The organism is Undibacterium sp. KW1 (assembly GCF_009937955.1).
GTDB lineage: Bacteria > Pseudomonadota > Gammaproteobacteria > Burkholderiales > Burkholderiaceae_D > Undibacterium.
Genome location: NZ_AP018439.1, coordinates 5,117,261 through 5,135,242, shown reverse-complemented (window position 1 = coordinate 5,135,242; position 17,982 = coordinate 5,117,261). Strand labels below are relative to the sequence as shown.

Annotated in this window: 17 protein-coding genes; 2 read left to right on the top strand and 15 right to left on the bottom strand. The window is 52.3% G+C overall.

What is annotated here, in order from left to right; genetic code table 11:
* The first annotated feature begins 183 nt into the window (after positions 1–183).
* Both UNDKW_RS23125 and UNDKW_RS23120 read left to right on the top strand, forming a co-directional pair.
* Positions 184–630 carry a hypothetical protein gene (locus UNDKW_RS23125; protein WP_162060659.1) on the top strand — a complete coding sequence of 149 codons (447 nt, stop codon included), beginning with the start codon at positions 184–186 and terminating at the stop codon, positions 628–630.
* Between the two features lie 360 nt (positions 631–990).
* Positions 991–1,983: a proline dehydrogenase family protein gene (locus UNDKW_RS23120; protein WP_162060658.1), complete on the top strand. Its 993-nt coding sequence runs from the start codon at positions 991–993 to the stop codon at positions 1,981–1,983.
* 21 nt (positions 1,984–2,004) lie between these two features.
* On the opposite strand, the gene UNDKW_RS23115 is transcribed toward UNDKW_RS23120, so the two are convergent.
* The 15 genes from UNDKW_RS23115 to rfbB form a co-directional block, all read right to left on the bottom strand.
* On the bottom strand, positions 2,005–2,832 hold the full coding sequence (locus UNDKW_RS23115; protein ID WP_162060657.1) for an AraC family transcriptional regulator: 828 nt from the start codon (positions 2,830–2,832) through the stop codon (positions 2,005–2,007).
* 282 nt (positions 2,833–3,114) lie between these two features.
* Complete coding sequence (gene waaC, locus UNDKW_RS23110) at positions 3,115–4,116, bottom strand: lipopolysaccharide heptosyltransferase I (protein ID WP_162060656.1); 1,002 nt, start codon at positions 4,114–4,116, stop codon at positions 3,115–3,117.
* A gap of 180 nt (positions 4,117–4,296) precedes the next feature.
* Positions 4,297–5,673, bottom strand: coding sequence for a phosphomannomutase/phosphoglucomutase (locus UNDKW_RS23105; protein ID WP_162060655.1), 1,377 nt, complete (start codon positions 5,671–5,673; stop codon positions 4,297–4,299).
* Positions 5,674–5,698: 25 nt separating this feature from the next.
* Positions 5,699–7,627: a nucleoside-diphosphate sugar epimerase/dehydratase gene (locus UNDKW_RS23100; RefSeq protein WP_162062076.1), complete on the bottom strand. Its 1,929-nt coding sequence runs from the start codon at positions 7,625–7,627 to the stop codon at positions 5,699–5,701.
* A gap of 18 nt (positions 7,628–7,645) precedes the next feature.
* Entirely contained in the window at positions 7,646–8,206 is a 561-nt protein-coding gene (locus UNDKW_RS23095) for a sugar transferase (protein ID WP_162062075.1), read from the bottom strand.
* 8 nt (positions 8,207–8,214) lie between these two features.
* On the bottom strand, positions 8,215–9,171 hold the full coding sequence (locus tag UNDKW_RS23090) for an SDR family oxidoreductase (RefSeq protein ID WP_162060654.1): 957 nt from the start codon (positions 9,169–9,171) through the stop codon (positions 8,215–8,217).
* 3 nt (positions 9,172–9,174) lie between these two features.
* On the bottom strand, positions 9,175–9,966 hold the full coding sequence (locus UNDKW_RS23085; RefSeq protein ID WP_162043208.1) for a glycosyltransferase family 2 protein: 792 nt from the start codon (positions 9,964–9,966) through the stop codon (positions 9,175–9,177).
* A gap of 15 nt (positions 9,967–9,981) precedes the next feature.
* On the bottom strand, positions 9,982–11,403 hold the full coding sequence (locus tag UNDKW_RS23080) for a hypothetical protein (RefSeq protein ID WP_162060653.1): 1,422 nt from the start codon (positions 11,401–11,403) through the stop codon (positions 9,982–9,984).
* On the bottom strand, positions 11,390–12,637 hold the full coding sequence (locus UNDKW_RS23075; protein ID WP_162060652.1) for an O-antigen translocase: 1,248 nt from the start codon (positions 12,635–12,637) through the stop codon (positions 11,390–11,392). The genes UNDKW_RS23080 and UNDKW_RS23075 overlap by 14 nt, the downstream gene beginning before the upstream one ends.
* A 2-nt stretch (positions 12,638–12,639) precedes the next feature.
* Positions 12,640–13,764 (bottom strand): DegT/DnrJ/EryC1/StrS aminotransferase family protein, encoded by a 1,125-nt coding sequence (locus UNDKW_RS23070; RefSeq protein WP_162060651.1) that lies wholly within the window; start codon positions 13,762–13,764, stop codon positions 12,640–12,642.
* A 114-nt stretch (positions 13,765–13,878) separates the two neighbouring features.
* On the bottom strand, positions 13,879–14,280 hold the full coding sequence (locus UNDKW_RS23065) for an FdtA/QdtA family cupin domain-containing protein (RefSeq protein ID WP_162060650.1): 402 nt from the start codon (positions 14,278–14,280) through the stop codon (positions 13,879–13,881).
* The gene (gene rfbD / locus UNDKW_RS23060) at positions 14,277–15,254 is read right to left on the bottom strand and encodes a dTDP-4-dehydrorhamnose reductase (protein WP_162060649.1); all 978 of its coding nucleotides are present in this window, start codon (positions 15,252–15,254) and stop codon (positions 14,277–14,279) included. The genes UNDKW_RS23065 and rfbD overlap by 4 nt, the downstream gene beginning before the upstream one ends.
* Positions 15,251–15,796 carry a dTDP-4-dehydrorhamnose 3,5-epimerase gene (rfbC, locus tag UNDKW_RS23055; protein WP_162043202.1) on the bottom strand — a complete coding sequence of 182 codons (546 nt, stop codon included), beginning with the start codon at positions 15,794–15,796 and terminating at the stop codon, positions 15,251–15,253. Before rfbC ends, rfbD begins: the two co-directional genes overlap by 4 nt.
* A 17-nt stretch (positions 15,797–15,813) precedes the next feature.
* The gene (gene rfbA / locus UNDKW_RS23050; RefSeq protein WP_232063086.1) at positions 15,814–16,722 is read right to left on the bottom strand and encodes a glucose-1-phosphate thymidylyltransferase RfbA; all 909 of its coding nucleotides are present in this window, start codon (positions 16,720–16,722) and stop codon (positions 15,814–15,816) included.
* Positions 16,719–17,801: a dTDP-glucose 4,6-dehydratase gene (gene rfbB / locus UNDKW_RS23045; RefSeq protein WP_162060648.1), complete on the bottom strand. Its 1,083-nt coding sequence runs from the start codon at positions 17,799–17,801 to the stop codon at positions 16,719–16,721. The genes rfbA and rfbB overlap by 4 nt, the downstream gene beginning before the upstream one ends.
* Between the last annotated feature and the right edge of the window lie 181 nt (positions 17,802–17,982).

Genomic DNA, 17,982 nt, shown 5'->3' with positions numbered 1-17,982 from the left:
GGACTTGCTTGAGCGAGATATTGACATACATATTCATCTTGTCTGGTATTGGTCATGCACTGATACTGAGGATTTGAGCGACGCATGGTCGATTACCCCATTTATCCGGCCCATTCTTTTGCGGCATCAGGGCAGATTTGTGAAAAATTAAAATGTCTGAACACAACACAGCAAGCGACATAGATGAGTATTCAGCAAGCATGTTTAGATGAGATACATAGACTTTGGCTCGAAGCTGAAGAAAACATGCGCCCATACTCAGTCTGGATAGCTGAGCACAGCCATATCTCAAAATATTGCGCGCACGCTGATACACCGGTGTGTCACGCATGGTTAATGGATCACGATGGGATCGAAGAGCGGTCAGCATCTGATTACGTCCGGTTCAGGACAGTGCAGTCTGGCGTGCATTGGAATAGTCTGACAATCCCGGTTTTGCCATCTACAATATTTAACGACAGGCCATTTCGCATTCACTCCATAGGTTTGGCTTCTTTTGCACCAGTAAGTGATTCGGAATTGATTTACCTGGATTTTATTTGGGGCGGCACATCTGGACGTGGGGCACATTACAAATTCGGCGAAGAAAAGCAGTTGATTGTTTGTGTGAAAAATGTCTGGATTTCTTGAGTAAGACATTCACGTACATATTTATCTTGTCTGGTATTGGTCATGTACAGATCTTGACGATTCGAGTTAGGCTTGGTCGATCACCCCATTTATCCTGCCCATTCTTTTGCAGCATCGGGAAAAATTCTCTACTATTTTTTTCGCCTAATTGAGTTTAGCGCTCACTGTACGCAGGTGCTACCTGCGGACGTCCGTAGGCCGGACAAACGCACATTCGTTGACAGACGTAGCGATCGCTGACTTGTTCCCCCGAGGGAGGGCACTTGGGCTTTGAGATGGGTAAAGGGCAGTTTTCTTCAATACTTTGGCGAAGTATCCCGCCACCATTGACTCCTTTCCATTCTTCGATCGGAGTTGAACATGACAGTATCAAATTTGCCAAAATTTCCAGCGGCATGGCAGCCATTGGTTGCGCAGGCGGCGAATGAACTTCGCCAATTGGCACTGGATGAAGAAGCCAAGGAGCGGTTTTGTTACGATCCAAGCTTACGTCCCTATATGCAACGCGTGGCCAAGCGCTATGTCGCTGGCGAGACAATTCCAGATTTGCTGCGGCGCATAGAACAAATCAATGCAAGAGGCCATGCCGGGTCGGCTGAATATATGGGAGAAAGTTGCCGCGACGAAGGCAAGGCACTGGCAGAAACAGCCATATTCCTTGAATTGATTGCGGCTATCGATAGACTGAACTTGCGCTGTTCGATTTCCCTGGACCTGTCACACGTGGGATCTGTGATTGATGCCGAACTTGGGTTCCAAAATATGAAACGTATCGCCACAGCCGCAGCAGCGGTGGGGCGTGAGGTCATGATTTCCATGGAGGGATCGGATCGTGCTGACAATATTTATGTCACCTATGGCCGCTTGCATACGGAGGCGGGCCTGAGCAATGTTGGCATTACCGTGCCCGCCAAGCTGCATCGCACCGAGCAGGATCTTCCGGCGTTGATAGCGTATCCAGGGCGGATACGCCTGGTCAAGGGCGCATTTCTGGAGGCAGAGAATATCGCTTACAGCCGCGATAGCCCTGAACTGGCAGCCTGCTATCGACGCTACGCAAAGGCCTTGCTCACGAGCGGCCATCTATGTTCGATAGCGACCCATGATGGGCAAATTCAAGAGGAATTATCTACCTTTATCTCAAGCGAGGATGTAAGTCGCGATCGCTATGAATTTGAATCCCTGATCGGTCTTGGCACTGATTTGCTTGATAGCTTGCAGAAGCAGGGTTTCCCGACACGGGAATATGCGGTATTTGGCGAAGAATATTTTCTTTACGTACTCAACCGTATTGCGGAGGAACCTGTGCGGCTATATCAGGCAGTGATTGACGTCATGGAAGCATCATCATAATTCGCTTATGAAGGCATGAGTCTATCCGCGACCGCGATACTGACCGGGTGTGGCTGCCAGATGCTGTTTAAAAGCGCGCTGGAAATGCGCCTGATCCGAGAACCCAATGTCGATGGCAATGTCGGCTATGGCATGGCCACGTCTGAGCTGGGCGCGGCTCTGTTGAATGCGGTGATTGATCAGATAGGCATGAGGCGTCATGCCAAAATGCTGCTTGAATGCGCGTATCAGATAGGCTGGCGATAATTCTGCTGCAGCGCAGATTTCTTCAAGCTTAAGGCTACGATTAAAGTTTTCCTTGATGAATTCTGCCGCGCGCATAAGCTTGACGTTGGCATCCTTGTTGCTGGTGGATGCAGGATCAAGCCGGTTTTGCAGCATTGAGAAAAAATCGATGACAGCGCCATGTTTTTGCAATTGATCCGCATGTTCATCCGCCAATATCGCACACAAGGTGGTCAGTTCCACAAACAGGGAATTGGTCGATATAGTTGAAAACGGCCTGAAGTCTGCATTGGCGCTAAAGCCAAGTTCGTGCTGAAGCGCCGCCAGCCATGCATGATCGACATATAGCATGTGGTAAGACCAGGGCTCATCAACAACGGGATTGCAGGCGTGCATCTCTTCAGGATTGATAATGACGACCGTCCCCGCACCTACCTGCTCTTTCATTTTGCCGTTCAGGTAGGTACTCTTCCCGCCAGTGATTGCGCCGATGGAAAAGCTCTCATGCGAGTGCTTCGCATAGCCTATGCTACGCGCTCCCTTGATAGACCGCATCTCAACAAAAGGCAGTTTTTTGTCGTGCCAGAAACTGGGTGAAGCGCTGTGGCTGGAAGGGGATGCCATGGTTCGCGGTATATTGACAGGCGGGGGTTTATTTTACCGTATCTGGCACTTTCCTGGCATCTTGGTGAATGCAAGAGAAGGGGGGGATGTTGGGCTACCTCTGGCCTGCCTGAATGACTTACGAAGATATTTGAAAATTTAATGTGTAAATTTGTACGGGCATGAAGTAAATACCTTCTGTGACGTGCTACGAACGCTGCTGGAGCGCCAGCCCGTTGGATTCCAGCTAAAGGCACGCTGGAATGACGTTACTAAGTAGAAGGTTTATTCTTAACCGCCAGGCTATTGCTGTGCGCTGGTTACTCTCATTAGTACGCTAATCGCCCCGCGAACTTCGTCAACAGTCGCAGGCTGCCCGCTATCCCCAAGATTAATAATCTTGTCTGACCAGTTGCCCTCAGTCTTCCAGCGCGGTGAAGCGCAATAGATTTCTATGGTGGGTGTTTCATAAGCTGCTGCGATATGCGTCAGGCCGGTATCCACACCAATGGCTAGGTGTGCTTTTTGTGCCAGCAAAGTTGCAGCCTGCATGGAGAGCGCAGGTAAGACGCTGGCGTTAGGCATGACCGCAGCCATCGCTTCGGCCTCGGCTTTTTCAGCAGCACTACCCCATGGGAGCAGTATCGGTAATTCGTAGTTTTTTAATTCGGCGGCAATCGCTTGCCAGTGATCGCGTGGCCATTTCTTGGCTGCACCTGCAGTGCCATGAAAGAACACTGCATATGGTGTAGCTGGCAACCATGCATGCTGGTCAACTGGTATATCCGGTGCCTGCAAGCCAAAGCTGGCAGGTGTGTTGACGGTATAGCTGCCAGCGGCGGCAGCAACCAGACGGCCGCGCAGGACGGCATGAGTACGCTTATCTACTGGTACGCTGATGTCGTGGAAAATTCTGGAAATGCCTTCATAGCCTGAACCCTCAGTGCCATTGGCGAGGCCGACTTTTTTGCCACCTTTGACGGTTTTTGCCAGGCCCATGATGATGCCTGTTTTGAGCAAGCCCTGGGTATCAAGTACCAGGTCGTATTGCTCCTGCCGTAACTGGCGAAAGAAATTCTTGATTTCTTGCCGCGTTCCCGCCTGCCCCAGGCTCTTGCGCCAGCGGCGCAGGGCGAATGGGAATACCTGATCGACGCCGGGATTCAGGCGCACCAGTTGTACATAGGCTTCTTCCACCACCCAGTCTATGCGCGCCTGCGGAAACTGGCGACGCAAGTCATCCACGATGGGCATATTATGCAAAACATCGCCCAGCGATGAGACACGAACAAGAAGGATTTTCACTTGGATAGTAGATACGGGTGAAGACCTAACTGCTCACCACAGAGACACTGAGACACAGAGGAGCACAGAGAAAAACTAAAGATGTGAAGAGTTCTTACTAAACACCCTTATCTCAAAAGATTTTCTCTTGCCTTTCTCTGTGTCTCGGTGTCTCTGTGGTGATCTTTTCGGTCTTGGAAATTAATATGGCAAGACAGCTTCTGGCTTCACAGCCAGCACAGCCTGCTTCATTGCACCCTGTATGCGTGCCAATGCTTCAGGGTTTTCGGCTTCGAAGCGCATGACGATGACGGGGGTGGTATTCGATGAGCGGGCCAGGCCGAAACCGTCGGGATATTCCACGCGCAGGCCATCGATGGTGATGATTTCATCGGAACCAGGGAAGCTGGCATTCGCCTGCATGGCGGCGATGATCTTGAAGTTTTCGCCTTCGGCCAGTTGCAATTGCAGTTCTGGTGTCGAGGTGGATTGTGGCAAGTTGTTCAGCGTGGCTGTCATGTCAGCCACGCGGCTGACGAGCTCCAGCAGGCGGGCACCAGCATACAGGCCATCATCAAAACCATACCAGCGGTCTTTGAAGAAAATGTGGCCACTCATTTCGCCACCGAGAGGTGAGCCGGTTTCGCGCAGCTTGGCCTTGACCAGGGAATGACCGGTTTTCCACATCAGCGGGACACCGCCACGGGCTTTTACCCAAGGGGCGATATGGCGTGTGCATTTGACGTCATACAAAATCTGCGCGCCGGGGTTGCGTGTCAATACGTCTTCGGCAAACAGCATGAGCTGGCGGTCTGGGTAGATGATCTGGCCATCCTTGGTAACGACACCGAGACGGTCGCCATCGCCATCAAATGCCAGGCCTATTTCTGCATCAGTGGTTTGCAGGCAGCGTATCAGGTCTTGCAGGTTTTCCGGGTGAGCTGGGTCAGGATGGTGGTTGGGGAAAGTGCCATCGACTTCGCAAAACAGTTCGATGACTTCACAACCCATGCCGCGAAACAACTCACCGGCAAATGCACCAGCCACGCCATTGCCGCAATCGACGGCAATTTTCAAAGGACGGGCAACTTTCACGTCACCAATGATGCGTTCAAGATAAGCCGCCTTGATGTCATGCGTGCGGTAGTTGCCGCTGCCTTGTTTAAAGTCTTTATTCAGGATGGCCTGGTACAGGGCCTGGATTGCATCACCATAAATTGCCTCGCCTGCCAGCACCATCTTGAAGCCATTGTAGTCAGGTGGATTGTGGCTGCCAGTGACCATGATGCCGGATGTCGCGCCCAGCACATTGGTGCCAAAATACACCATGGGGGTGACGACTACACCGAGGTCGATGACATCCACGCCAGTCGATTGCAAACCTTTGGCCAGCGCAGTGATGAGATCGGGGCCGGACAAGCGGCCGTCACGGCCTATGACTACGGTTTTCTCACCTTTGGCGATGGCGGCACTGCCAAAAGCCTGACCGATCAGGTGGGCAACTTCTGCATCGAGGGTTTTATCGATGATGCCGCGAATATCGTAGGCTTTGAATATGCTGGGGGAGAGTAGGGACATGATTATTTTTCTATAGTAAAAAGAGTCAGTGGAGCAGTCCGGTAGCTGTCTGGTCTTTGGGGCCAGTTTGCTGGGCTTGCCAGATCAGGTCTTCAATACCGCATTGTGGCTCATATTCTGCCACTATTTGCAGCAACAGGGCACGGATTTGCTCATAATCAAAGGCGGTGCAGGCAGCTTGCAGGTTTTGCAACAAGGCATTCAGTTGATCCCATGGCAACTCGCTCTCCTGGGCGCGCATGATCAGCGGGTGGGAGGTGCCTTCAACATTGTCGCCTATCAGCAATTCTTCATACAGTTTTTCACCAGGGCGCAGGCCTACGTGCTGGATTTCTATGGTGCCGTCGGGCGTGGTTTCGCTTTTCACTTCGAGGCCACTCAGGTGCACCATGCGGCGTGCGAGGTCAATGATACGTACCGGTTCGCCCATGTCGAGCACAAATACATCACCGCCTTCTCCCATGGCACCAGCCTGCAAGACCAGTTGCGCGGCCTCGGGTATGGTCATGAAGTAGCGAGTGATCTCGGGATGGGTCAAAGTGATGGGGCCACCTGCCATGATCTGCTTGCGGAACAAAGGCACGACTGAGCCGGATGAACCCAGCACATTGCCAAAGCGCACCATGCAAAAGCGGGTATGTTGCTGGCGGCGTGAGCAGGCTTGCAAGATCAGTTCGGCCAGACGCTTGGTCGCACCCATGACATTGGTCGGGCGCACCGCTTTGTCGGTAGAAATCAGCACAAAATTCTTGACCTTTGCCGCCATCGCCGCTTGCGCTACAGACAGCGTACCAAACACATTATTGCGTATGCCTTCTGCGGGATTATGTTCTACCAGTGGCACATGCTTATAGGCGGCAGCGTGGTACAGGGTTTCAACTTCACAGGTGGTGAATATGCGGTCAAGCTTGGCGCTGTCGAGTATGGAACCGAGAAACGGCAGTATCTCGACATCCAGCTTCAGTTGCTGTCGCAGGCCAGTCAGTTCCTGCTCTATCGCGTACAAGGCATATTCCGACATTTCCAGCAAGACCAGTTTGGCCGGGCGCTGGCGCAAGATCTGGCGGCATAGTTCAGAACCTATGGAACCACCAGCCCCGGTCACCATGACACGCTTGCCAGTGATGCAGATACTCAGCAGGCGGGCGTCTGGTTCTACCTGGTCGCGGCCCAGCAAATCTTCTATCTCTACTTCGCGTATATCTTGCAAGCGCAGCTCGCCATTCACCAGGCTCTGTATTGATGGCGTGACCTTGATCTTCAGTTTCAGCGGTTCTAGCTGGTCAAGTATCTGCTTTTGCCGGGTCTTGCTGATGCTGGGCATGGCCAGCAGGATTTCGCGTATATCGTGGCGCTCAGCCAGGTCCTTCAACAATTCAGGTGCAAATACCTTGACGCCGCCTATGGTGGAGCCCTGTATGGATTTGTTGTCGTCGATGAAGGCGGTACAAACATATTCACCACCGGCACGCAGGGCAGTGGCCAGTTGCGCACCAGCCTTGCCCGCACCATAGATGGCAATGCGGGTGGCGTTCTCGGCCATGTCGGCCTGCAACAGCCAGGCCCTGGCCAGGAAGCGGCTGGCACCCACATACAGGATGGAACCGGCCCAGAAAAAACCAAACACGGCACGCGACAAAGGCGTGATATGCAGCATCACCGCCACAAAGGCCATGAACAGCACCGACAGGGTAACGCCAAAGACGACGACGCTGATGATTTTCTGGTCGATGAAACGGATCACGGCACGGTATAAACCTATGCGTATGAATACCGGTATGGCGATCAGGGAAGAAGAAACGATGAGCCAGAAGTAATGATTGAACAGGCTGGCATTAAAGGTTTCATAACGCAGCCAGATCGCCAGGATAAACATCAGCGGCAGGCAGACGGCGTCAGCCAGGGCAGCTATCACCTGTTTTTGCAGGCGGGGCAGATTGAGTACGGATTGCATCATGATAGCGCAGCCTTATTAATGTGTAACACCATCACGACGCACCACCTTGTAGAAGGTCAGGAACAAGATGCGGATATCCAGCATGAAGGACTGATGCTGTAGATAATACGCATCCAGGTCTACTTTGACGGGGATAGGTAACTCATCCCTGCCGTTGATCTGTGCCCAACCCGTCAGGCCAGGTGGGATAGTATGCACTTGCTTTTCAGTGCGAAGGGCAATCAGGTCATGCTGGTTGTACAAGGCAGGGCGCGGGCCGACAAAACTCATGTCACCACGCAGTATGCTCCACAATTGCGGCAATTCATCGAGGCTGGATTTGCGCAGGAAAGAACCTATGGGTGTCAGGTATTGGTCAGGATTACTCAGCAAGTGAGTAGCCACTGCGGGCGTATCAATCAGCATGCTGCGGAACTTGGGCATCTTGAAAATGACATTATTGCGCCCGACCCTGTCAGACCAATACACAATAGGCCCGCGCGAGGTCAGCCTGACGCAGATGGCAACGATGATCAAAGGTATCATCAAAAACAGGCTGGCTGTCAGTGCAAGGACGAGATCAAAAAGACGCTTCAACATATTCTTCATTCAACGGGTATGGCTGCGGCTGTGGCCTGCAAGCCTTGTTCTACGGTATAGGGCGGCGACCAGGCCAGCAGCTTTCTGGTCTTGCTGATATCGACTTGCAGTGACTGGCACAAACGGTTTGCAACATTTTTCTTGCCTAGCATGCTGGCTGCGAGTGTCAGCAAAGCAGCAGGGAATGGTAATAGCCGCGACTTGACTTGCAAGGCCTGCGCGCACAGGCGCAGTAATTCTGTTGTCGATAAATCCCTGCCATCGGATGCCAGGAAAACCTGGTTGCGCGCCGCTTCGTTCAAACGGCAATGCAAGACAAGATCGACCAGATTGCCAAGATACACAAAGCTGCGCTGGTTGTGTATGCTGCCCAAGGGCAAAGGCAGGCCACGGCGCACCATGCGCAGCATGCTCAGGAAATTGGCTTTGACACCCGGCCCATACACCAGCGGCGGGCGTATGATGGTGGCAGCCATGCCCGTTGTCTGTGCCAGTTGCAGCAAGGCCTGCTCTGCCTCCATTTTGGATATGCCATAGGCATCTTGCGGCAAGGGCTGGTCATCAGCGGTATATGGATGACCTGGCAAGGTCGCTTCGCCATTCACCTTGACTGAACTCAAATAAATAAATTGCCTGACGCCCGCTGCTGCTGCCTGGCGCGCCAATTGCAGGCTGGCATCGACATTCACGGTGCGGAACTGTGCCAGGGGATCACTCGCTGTCTCTTGCATCACATGTACCCGCGCTGCGCTATGGATGACGACATCCACACCTTGCAAATGGGCAGACCAGTCAGTGTCCGCACTCATATCGCTGACAATGGGATTGCGCATGTTTGTATCCTGCCAGGCCAGGGGACGGCGGCTGGGGCAAATCAGGGCAACATCCTGAGCCAGGCAGGCACGCGCAATAGCCTGGCCGACAAAGCCGCTGGCACCGGTCAACAAGATTTGCTGCTTCATACCTTATTTGGCAGCAGGCAAATTCGACCGCCTGTCATAGACAAAATAGCGGCGCGACAAAAATTTGAGAAAACTGCGGAAGAACCAGCTCGCATGGCGTGATACCAGGTTGCGGTTCTTGTGGGCGGCAGTGTGGGTAGCATCGAGTTGCGGATAAAAACGTATGCCCTTGCCCAGTAATTGCTTGGAGCGGTAGCAGATATCTACATCTTCAAAATACATGAAGTAGCGGGTATCAAAACCTTGCAAGGCCTGGTAGTGCAGTGCATCAAAAGCCAGGAAGGCACCTGAAGCCCAATCGACATGGCAGGTTTCTGTCATGGTTTTCTTGTCGTAAGGCTCGGACAGGGAGCGTACCGCCACCATGCGCAGTAAAGAAATCACATTCGGGAAGCGGCGTACATTCGCATCCACATACAGGTGCTGGTCATCGCGGTAGAGATTGATCGTCGCCACCGGAAAAGCATCGCGCCGCATGTTCTCTACCAGGGTAAAGATGGTGTCAGCATTGATGGTGATGTCGGGGTTCATGACGATAAAGCTGTCACCTTCGGCAAAACCTATACTGCTGCTGATCAGGTCAAACAGGTAATTATTGTTTTCACCAAAGCCCAGGCCAGGCTTATCGTCTATATAAGACACGCCATGTTGCAGGCAATAGGCTTTCAACTCCGGCGAAGGCTGGTTATCCTTGATCCACACATGCATGCCTTCGGCGGCATCGCGCAGGCCACCCACGCCGCTTGCGATAAGCAGGTTTTCATGGCCGTGGCTGACGATTGCGACATGTATCATAAATTAGCTGCAGCATTAAGCCTGGCGAGCAAGCTGCCGACTTTGTATCCAATACTTTAAAAATAATACGCCCAGTTTCCAGTCAGGGAAATTATGGATGGGCGGCGTAAACAATTTCCTTGTGTACCAGATTTTCTCATAGAAATCACAGTTTATAGGTGCCGGATTTGACCATGGTGGTTGTTTTTCTTGTGCATTCGCAGTTTCTGCCCTGCTGATACGCTGTGCCACCTGTTCTATGCCATGCACTTGCCTGATTCCTTGCAGTATCCCAGTCTGGTCCATTGCCGGGCGTTGCTGTTGTTGCAGATAATAACCCATGTCATCCAGCAGGGCTTGCTGACTCGCAGATTTAAGCTGGTCCGCTGGTGAATAACCATGTGCACCTGTCAGTATGCCAAAGCAGGGCAGGCCCTTGACCGCCATCTCGGGGAAGGCCGTGCCGCCGGTCAGCGGGAAGCTGTCAACATACACACTGGCGTCGCGCATGCAGGCCAGATAATCCTGATAAGCCATACGCTTGTGGAAAATCGCCTGCTTGCCCATCTGCCGCGCAGGTTTCCACCACCACCAGTTGGTTTTCAGGTTGGGGCCTATCAGCATCAGCTTGCGTCCCGTCCTGGCTTGTAATTGCACTGCAAAATCAGGGAAGGAATAGTCACCGCCGGGTTTATATTTATAGGCTGAACCTGCGCTGGCGATATGGCCAGTGGCATTTTCCTGCCTATCGGCAGTGGCATCCGGCAACTTGAGCGGGATACCGGCAAACACGCATTTCTCATGCGTGCCGCGCAGCTTGCTGAGTTCCCAGCCAAAATAACTGAGTTCCAGCACTACATCCGCCATGCCGTGACCATAAGAAAATACATGGTCTGCATGGTTGTACATATAAATGCGGGTGCCGCACAATTGCCTGGCCAATCCTGCCGCGACGACAGCATCAATGTCATAGGGGTGGATATGCAGCACAAGGATTTTGTATTGTGCAAAATGATTCAGTAAGGCCTGTATCTTCTCTTGCCTGTCGCTGTACCTGGGCAGGCAGATGCATGGATGGCCGGGCGTACTCAGCTTCTCCCAGGTAGCAGGCGGTGCTTTTTCTGTTACCAGTACTGCAGAATTCTGCAAGGCCTGGCTGGCGATCAGGTGTTCAACGACGCGGGTATGGCCGCTGGCGGTATAAGCCTGGCTCAATACATGTAGATAGCTTGCCTTGATGTCTGTTTGTGCTGGTGCTGTGAACAAATGCTGGTAGCGTTGCAGTAAAGCCTGTTCCAGTTCAACCAAGGCATACTGGCCCAGATTGTTTTTCCATAGCAGCTCGCCCAGCGCGCGGGCACGCCGCATGCAGCTATCGAGTTCGCCCGCCGCGAGTACACGGGCGATGCATGCCTGTATAAAACTGGCGAGCTTGAGTTGGCGTTCAGCGGTAGGCATATTTTTTTAAAATCCAGGCGATACATGCCCAATACAATACATAGTTAATGCAAAAAGCAATCACCGCACCCTGCAAGCCAAATGCCGGGGTCAGCAGATAAGTCAGGATAACCAGCGACAGGCTGAAGACAATCTCGGTAATCACATAAGGTGTGGTCAGCGCCCGACCCAGCATGACAAAGCCCAGTACCCAGCTGCCTATCTTGATAAAGTCCCCTGCCAGTTGCCAGGCCAGTAGCTGCAACATGGGACGGAATTCTTCAGTAAATACCAGCCACAGCATGAGGTCACGCAAGAGATAGACCATGACCGCACCCAGCGCTGTCAATGGCAAGACAAAGCGATATACCCGGGCGATTTCTTTTTTCAATTCTGCCGCGACCTTGATTTCTGCCAGGCGCGGCAGGTAATACACGGTCAGCGTGGTTGTGATCAGCATCAGGTAAATATCACTGATGCGTGTCACCGCCTGCCAGTAACCCGCTTCTTGCCAGCCAAAGTCTTGCACTAGCTGATTGCGTATCAGCATCTGGCTCAGCGGCACGACCGTGGCCGTGACGATGGCCATCAGCGCATACGCGCCTAGTTTGCGCAGCATGTCCTTGTCTGCCTTTGCAAACAGCATGCCCATGCTGAACCACTTGCTACGCAGGCAGAGTACGAGTGTAATGATGGCGACGAAAGACTGGTTCACCGCCAGCGAGACCAGTGCACCATACAGACCCCAGACGCTGGCCAGCAGCCAGGTTGCCAGCAAGGTGACTATACTGGTCGCGATATTCGCCCCCACATAGGCAGCGACCGCTTTCTTGCCATTCAAAATCGCCAGCAAGAGCGTATTCAAGACAAACAGCACCAGGCTGGCTGCCAGCCATAAAAACACGCTGCCATACTGCGCATCTTTTAAGAGTAATACCGCCAGTTGCTGATGAAATACCGCAATGACGGCAGAAGCAGCCAGCGAGCAATAAACAGAGATACGCGCCGCGCTGGCCCATACTCTTTGCTGGGCTGCGGCATCGTCGCCATGTTCAGCAGTATATTTGGTCACGCCTGTGGAAATCGCGCCACTGGCAAATGACAAAATCATGGTCACAGCATTCTGGAATTGCCCTATGACGGCATAGCCGCCTGGCCCTACATACACTGCCAGCAGTTTGTTCAGACCCAGCATGGTCAGCATTCTGACCATGACAGCAATTGCATTCAACAGGCTGGTATGTACCAGTGTCATTGTCAGAGAGTTGAGCTAGCTTGCAGGACGAAATCGCGCACAGCGGCAATGACGCGGCTGACGTCTTCCGGTGCAAGATAAGGATCAAGCGGCAGGCTCAGTTCTTCTGCATGGATTTGCTCAGACAACGGGAAACTGCCCACACCCAGTTGCAATTCAGCATAAGCTGGTTGCAGGTGCGGTGGGATAGGGTAGTGCACCAGGCTGCCTATACCGGCATCCTGCAAATGTTTTTGCAAGGCGTCACGTTTGGCATGACGTACGGCATAGATATGCCAGACCGGTTCAGACCACTGAGGTACAAACGGTATGACCAGGCCGGGCAAGTCTTTCAAACCTTCATGATATTGCTGCGCCAGTGCGCGGCGCTGTACATTCCAGCCATCCAGCCTGTGCAGTTTTACTCTTAATAGTGCGGCCTGTAATTCATCAAGGCGCGAGTTATAGCCTTTGACTTCATTATGGTATTTGATTTGTGAACCATAATTGCGTAAGACTTTCAATTGTTTGGCCAGCTCGGCATCATTGGTGGTGACACCGCCCGCATCACCCAGGGCACCGAGGTTCTTGCCCGGATAAAAACTATGAGCAGCAGCATCACCCAGGCCACCAGAGACTCGCCCTTTATATGTTGCGCCATGCGATTGCGCCGCATCTTCTATGACCTTCAAACCATGTTCACGGGCAATGGCAATAATCGGGTCCATATCTGCCAACTGCCCATACAGATGCACGACCATGATGGCCTTGGTCCTGGAAGTAATAGCCGCCGCGATTTTTGCCGGATCGATATTGTAGGTCGCCAGGTCCGGCTCCACCGGCACTGGCCTAGCGCCCGCATACGACACCGCCAGCCAACTGGCGATATAAGTATTCGAAGGCACGATGACTTCATCACCTTCACCTATGCCATAGGCACGCAAGATCAGGTGCAGCGCATCCATGCCGTTGCCAACACCAACGCAATACTGGCTGCCGCAGTAAGCAGCATATTCAGCTTCGAAGGCTTCCAGCTGTTTGCCCTGGATGAACCAGCCGCTCTCCAATACTTCATTAAAAGCCTGATTCAACTCCGCCCGCAAATCCTGATGCTGAGGCTTGAGTTCCAGATAAGGTATAGGTTTCATATTGTCCATTCGTTCAAAAGAATGGAGACACAGAGAGTTTGCATGGATTTTCTCTTACGAATTTCTCTGTATCTCTGTGCCTCTGTGTTGAGAGGTTTTTTGTGATTTACTAATTCAGGTGGTTTCAATGAACTTCAAAAACTCATCATACTTGCGCAAATAATCTGCCTCGTCATAGTGTTGGTCAGCAAACACCAGCAAGACGCAATCTTCAGTGAAATTTTTCATTTCATGCCAGATGCGCGTGCCTATGTAAACGCCCTTGGCCGGGGAATCAAGTTCCAGTTCTACTCTCTCTTTGCCGTCATCAAACACCATGGTGCAGGAACCGCGCACGGCGACTGCCACTTGCTGCAGAGTCTTGTGGGCATGGAAGCCACGCTCCACACCTTCCAGCGTACCAAAAATATAGTAAACCCTGGCGATAGGAAAAGGGATGTCCTGATTGGCCTCAACGGCGACCAGGCTGCCGCGCTCATCACCGAGCACGCGCATAGGTATCATTTGCAGTTTCACGTGATCTGACCTTGAGCTTGAGTTGTTGAATTTAGTTGCGCAGAAGCAGGAGCGTGAACGCTCTGCATGCAGGCATCCAGGGTGGTGCGCCAGTCCGGTATGGACAATCCAAAAGCAGCCTGCAATTTTTCTGTATTCAATAAAGAGTTGTGAGGTCGGCGTGCAGGCACAGGGTATTCACTGGCTGGTATGCCGCTGATCTGCGGCGCAGCCTTGCCCAGTTTGTTTTGCTGGTCTGCCAGTTCTATGATGGCGGTGGCAAAGGCAAACCAGTTGTTCGCGCCTGTAGCACTCAGATGATAGATGCCACCAAATTGCTGCCACCATGCCGCCGCATCTGTGGATTGCTGTAGCTGAGCCAGTATTTTGCAAGTAGCAGCAGCCAGCCAGTCAGCCGAATTGGGCGTGCCCCACTGGTCATTGACAACGCGCAATTGATCGCGTTCACGCGCCAGCTTCAACATGGTCAGGAAAAAATTCTTGCCAAAGTTTGAATAGACCCAACTGGTACGCAAGATCAGATGCTGACAGCCACTGGCGATGATGGCCTGCTCGCCTGCCAGCTTGGTTTTGCCATACACATTCAAGGGGCTTGTCGCATCAGCTTCTACATAGGCTTGCCAGTTGCCCGCTGCATCTGCCTTGTCACCGGCGAAGACATAATCCGTTGAATAATGGATCAGGCCAGCACCAAGCTTGCGAGCTTCTTCTGCCATGATGGCAGGTGCAGTCGCATTGATGGCATGGGCTTTTTCTGGCTCACTTTCGGCCAGATCTACTGCCGTATAAGCAGCCGGGTTGATGATCAGGTCTGGTTTGAAGTCGTTGATGCACAGTCGCAATTGCGCGGCATTGCTTAGATCCAGTCCTGCTCTTTGTGGCGCATGGATGATCGCAGTTGCAGGCAGGCGTGACAAGTGCGGCAGCAGGGCATGGCCCAGTTGTCCGCTCGTGCCTGTCAATAATATCCTCATGCAAAGACCTCAGCATCTGCCAGCAGTTTGCCCAACTGGTCTTTGCCAGACAGCAGTGGTGCATCCTGCAAGGGCCAGTTGATGTCCAGTACCGGGTCATTCCACAGCAGGCAGCGTTCATGCTCCGGTGCCCAGTAATCGGTGGTCTTGTACAAAAATTCTGCGCTGTCGCTGGTGACTAAAAAGCCATGGGCAAAACCTGGCGGTATCCACAACTGGCGCTTGTTTTCTCCAGACAGGACGACAGCCTCAGACTTGCCAAAAGTCGGTGAAGACTTGCGCAGATCAACAACGACATCAAAGACTTCACCAGCAATCACACGTACCAGTTTGCCCTGGCTTTGCTGTATCTGGTAATGCAGGCCGCGCAAGACATTTTTAGCTGATTTGGAATGATTGTCCTGGACAAAATTGACATCCAGGCCTGTCAGTTCAGCAAAGGTACGGGCATTGAAGCTTTCATAGAAAAAGCCACGGTCATCGCCAAAAACCCGGGGTTCCAGTATCAATACGCCGGGCAAGCCGGTTTCAACCACTTTCATCGTAAAACTCTCATCTATCAATACGCTTTCTTGTCCAGTAACTTCAACAAATACTGGCCATATTCATTTTTCTTCAGTGGCTGCGCGAGTTTTTCGAGGTCGGCGTCACTGATGTAATGGCGGCGGTAGGCAATTTCTTCAGGGCAGGCTACTTTCAGGCCCTGGCGTTTTTCTATGGTGGCGATGAATTGCCCGGCTTCGAGCAGCGATTCATGGGTGCCGGTATCGAGCCAGGCCATGCCCCTGCCCATCAGTTCCACATTCAGCGTACCCTGCTTCAAATATTCATTATTGACGTCGGTAATTTCCAGTTCACCCCGGGCCGAAGGTTTGATGCTGGCGGCGATGTCACAGACCTGGTTGTCATAGAAATACAGGCCAGTGACGGCGTAATTCGATTTCGGTGTCTTCGGTTTTTCTTCTATGCTGATAGCCTGACGTTTTTCATTGAATTCAACGACGCCATAGCGTTCAGGATCTTGTACATGATAGGCAAATACGGTGGCACCGCTTTGCTGTGCATCAGCCTGGCGCATTTGCGGCTCAAAATCATGGCCGTAATAGATATTGTCACCAAGTATCAGCGCCGTGCTGGCATTGCCTACAAATTCACGGCCTATGATAAAGGCTTGCGCCAGGCCATCGGGCGAGGGCTGGACGGCGTAACTCAGTTGTATGCCCCATTGATTGCCATTACCCAGCAATTCGGCAAAGCGCGGCGTGTCCTGCGGTGTAGAAATAATCAGGATGTCGCGTATCCCCGCCAGCATCAACGATGTCAGCGGGTAGTAAATCATGGGCTTGTCATATACAGGCAGCAATTGCTTGGATATCGCCTGGGTTACCGGATACAGTCGCGTGCCTGAACCACCGGCCAGGATAATGCCTTTGCGTGCCGAAGTACTGGCCATGTTGTTGCCACTCATACTACGTCCCCGTCTTCATCTTCTTCATATTGCAGCGCTACCCACTTCAGGTATTCGCCAGACTGTACCTGCCTGGTCCATTCATCATTGTCCAGATACCATTCCACGGTTTTTCTGAGGCCGGTAGTGAAAGTCTCTTGCGGCTTCCAGCCCAGTTCTTTTTCTATCTTGCGGGCATCAATCGCATAGCGACGGTCATGGCCTGGTCTGTCAGTCACATGCCTGATCTGGTCTTTATAGCTGCCTTGCGCCTTGGGTTGCAGCTCGTCGAGCAATTCACACAGGGTGTGTACCACGCTCAAATTGGTTTGTTCATTCCAGCCACCGACGTTATAGGTTTCTCCGGGTTTGCCAGCTTCGAGCACGCGGCGGATTGCGGCGCAATGGTCCTTCACATACAGCCAGTCACGCACTTGCAAACCATCGCCATACACCGGCAAATCTTTGCCGGCGCGGGCATTGGCTATGATCAGCGGTATCAGTTTTTCCGGGAAATGGTAAGGGCCGTAATTGTTTGAGCAATTGGTTGTCAGTACTGGCAAACCATAGGTATGGTGATATGCCCGTACCAGATGGTCGGACGCTGCCTTGGTGGCTGAATAAGGGCTGTTCGGTGCGTAAGCCGTGGTTTCGCTGAATGCCGCATCATCTGTAGCCAGCGTGCCATACACTTCATCAGTAGAAATATGCAGGAAGCGGAAGTTGGCCTTGTCTTCGCCTTCCAGGCTTTGCCAGTAAGTGCGTGCCGCTTCCAGCAGGTTGAAGGTGCCGTTGACATTGGTCGTCACAAAAGCTGCCGGGCCATGGATGGAGCGATCTACATGGCTTTCTGCTGCGAAGTGGACGATAGCCCTGGGCTGATATTCAAAAAACAAGCCGCATAAATGCGCACTGTCGATGATGTCACCTTTGACAAATACGTGACGTGCGTCGTTATTGAGGCTGGCCAGGTTGTTCAAATTACCGGCATAGGTCAGTTTGTCGTAATTGAGTACGGACTCATCTGACTGGGCCAGCCAGTCCAGAACAAAATTGGCACCGATGAAACCTGCGCCCCTGTGACAAAAATCATGCCTCACTCCTCTAATAATCGCTGAAATCTGCTGAATTGCTCGCAACAGGCGATTTTACTTGAGAAGAGCGTGCTTTCGTTGACGGGGCCTACTAATCTATACGTTTATTTAATATGTTTTGGCAATTGTTTATGTACAGACAGTCCGCGACAGCGTGTAACAGCGCACAGTAAAGTAGCGGGCTGGC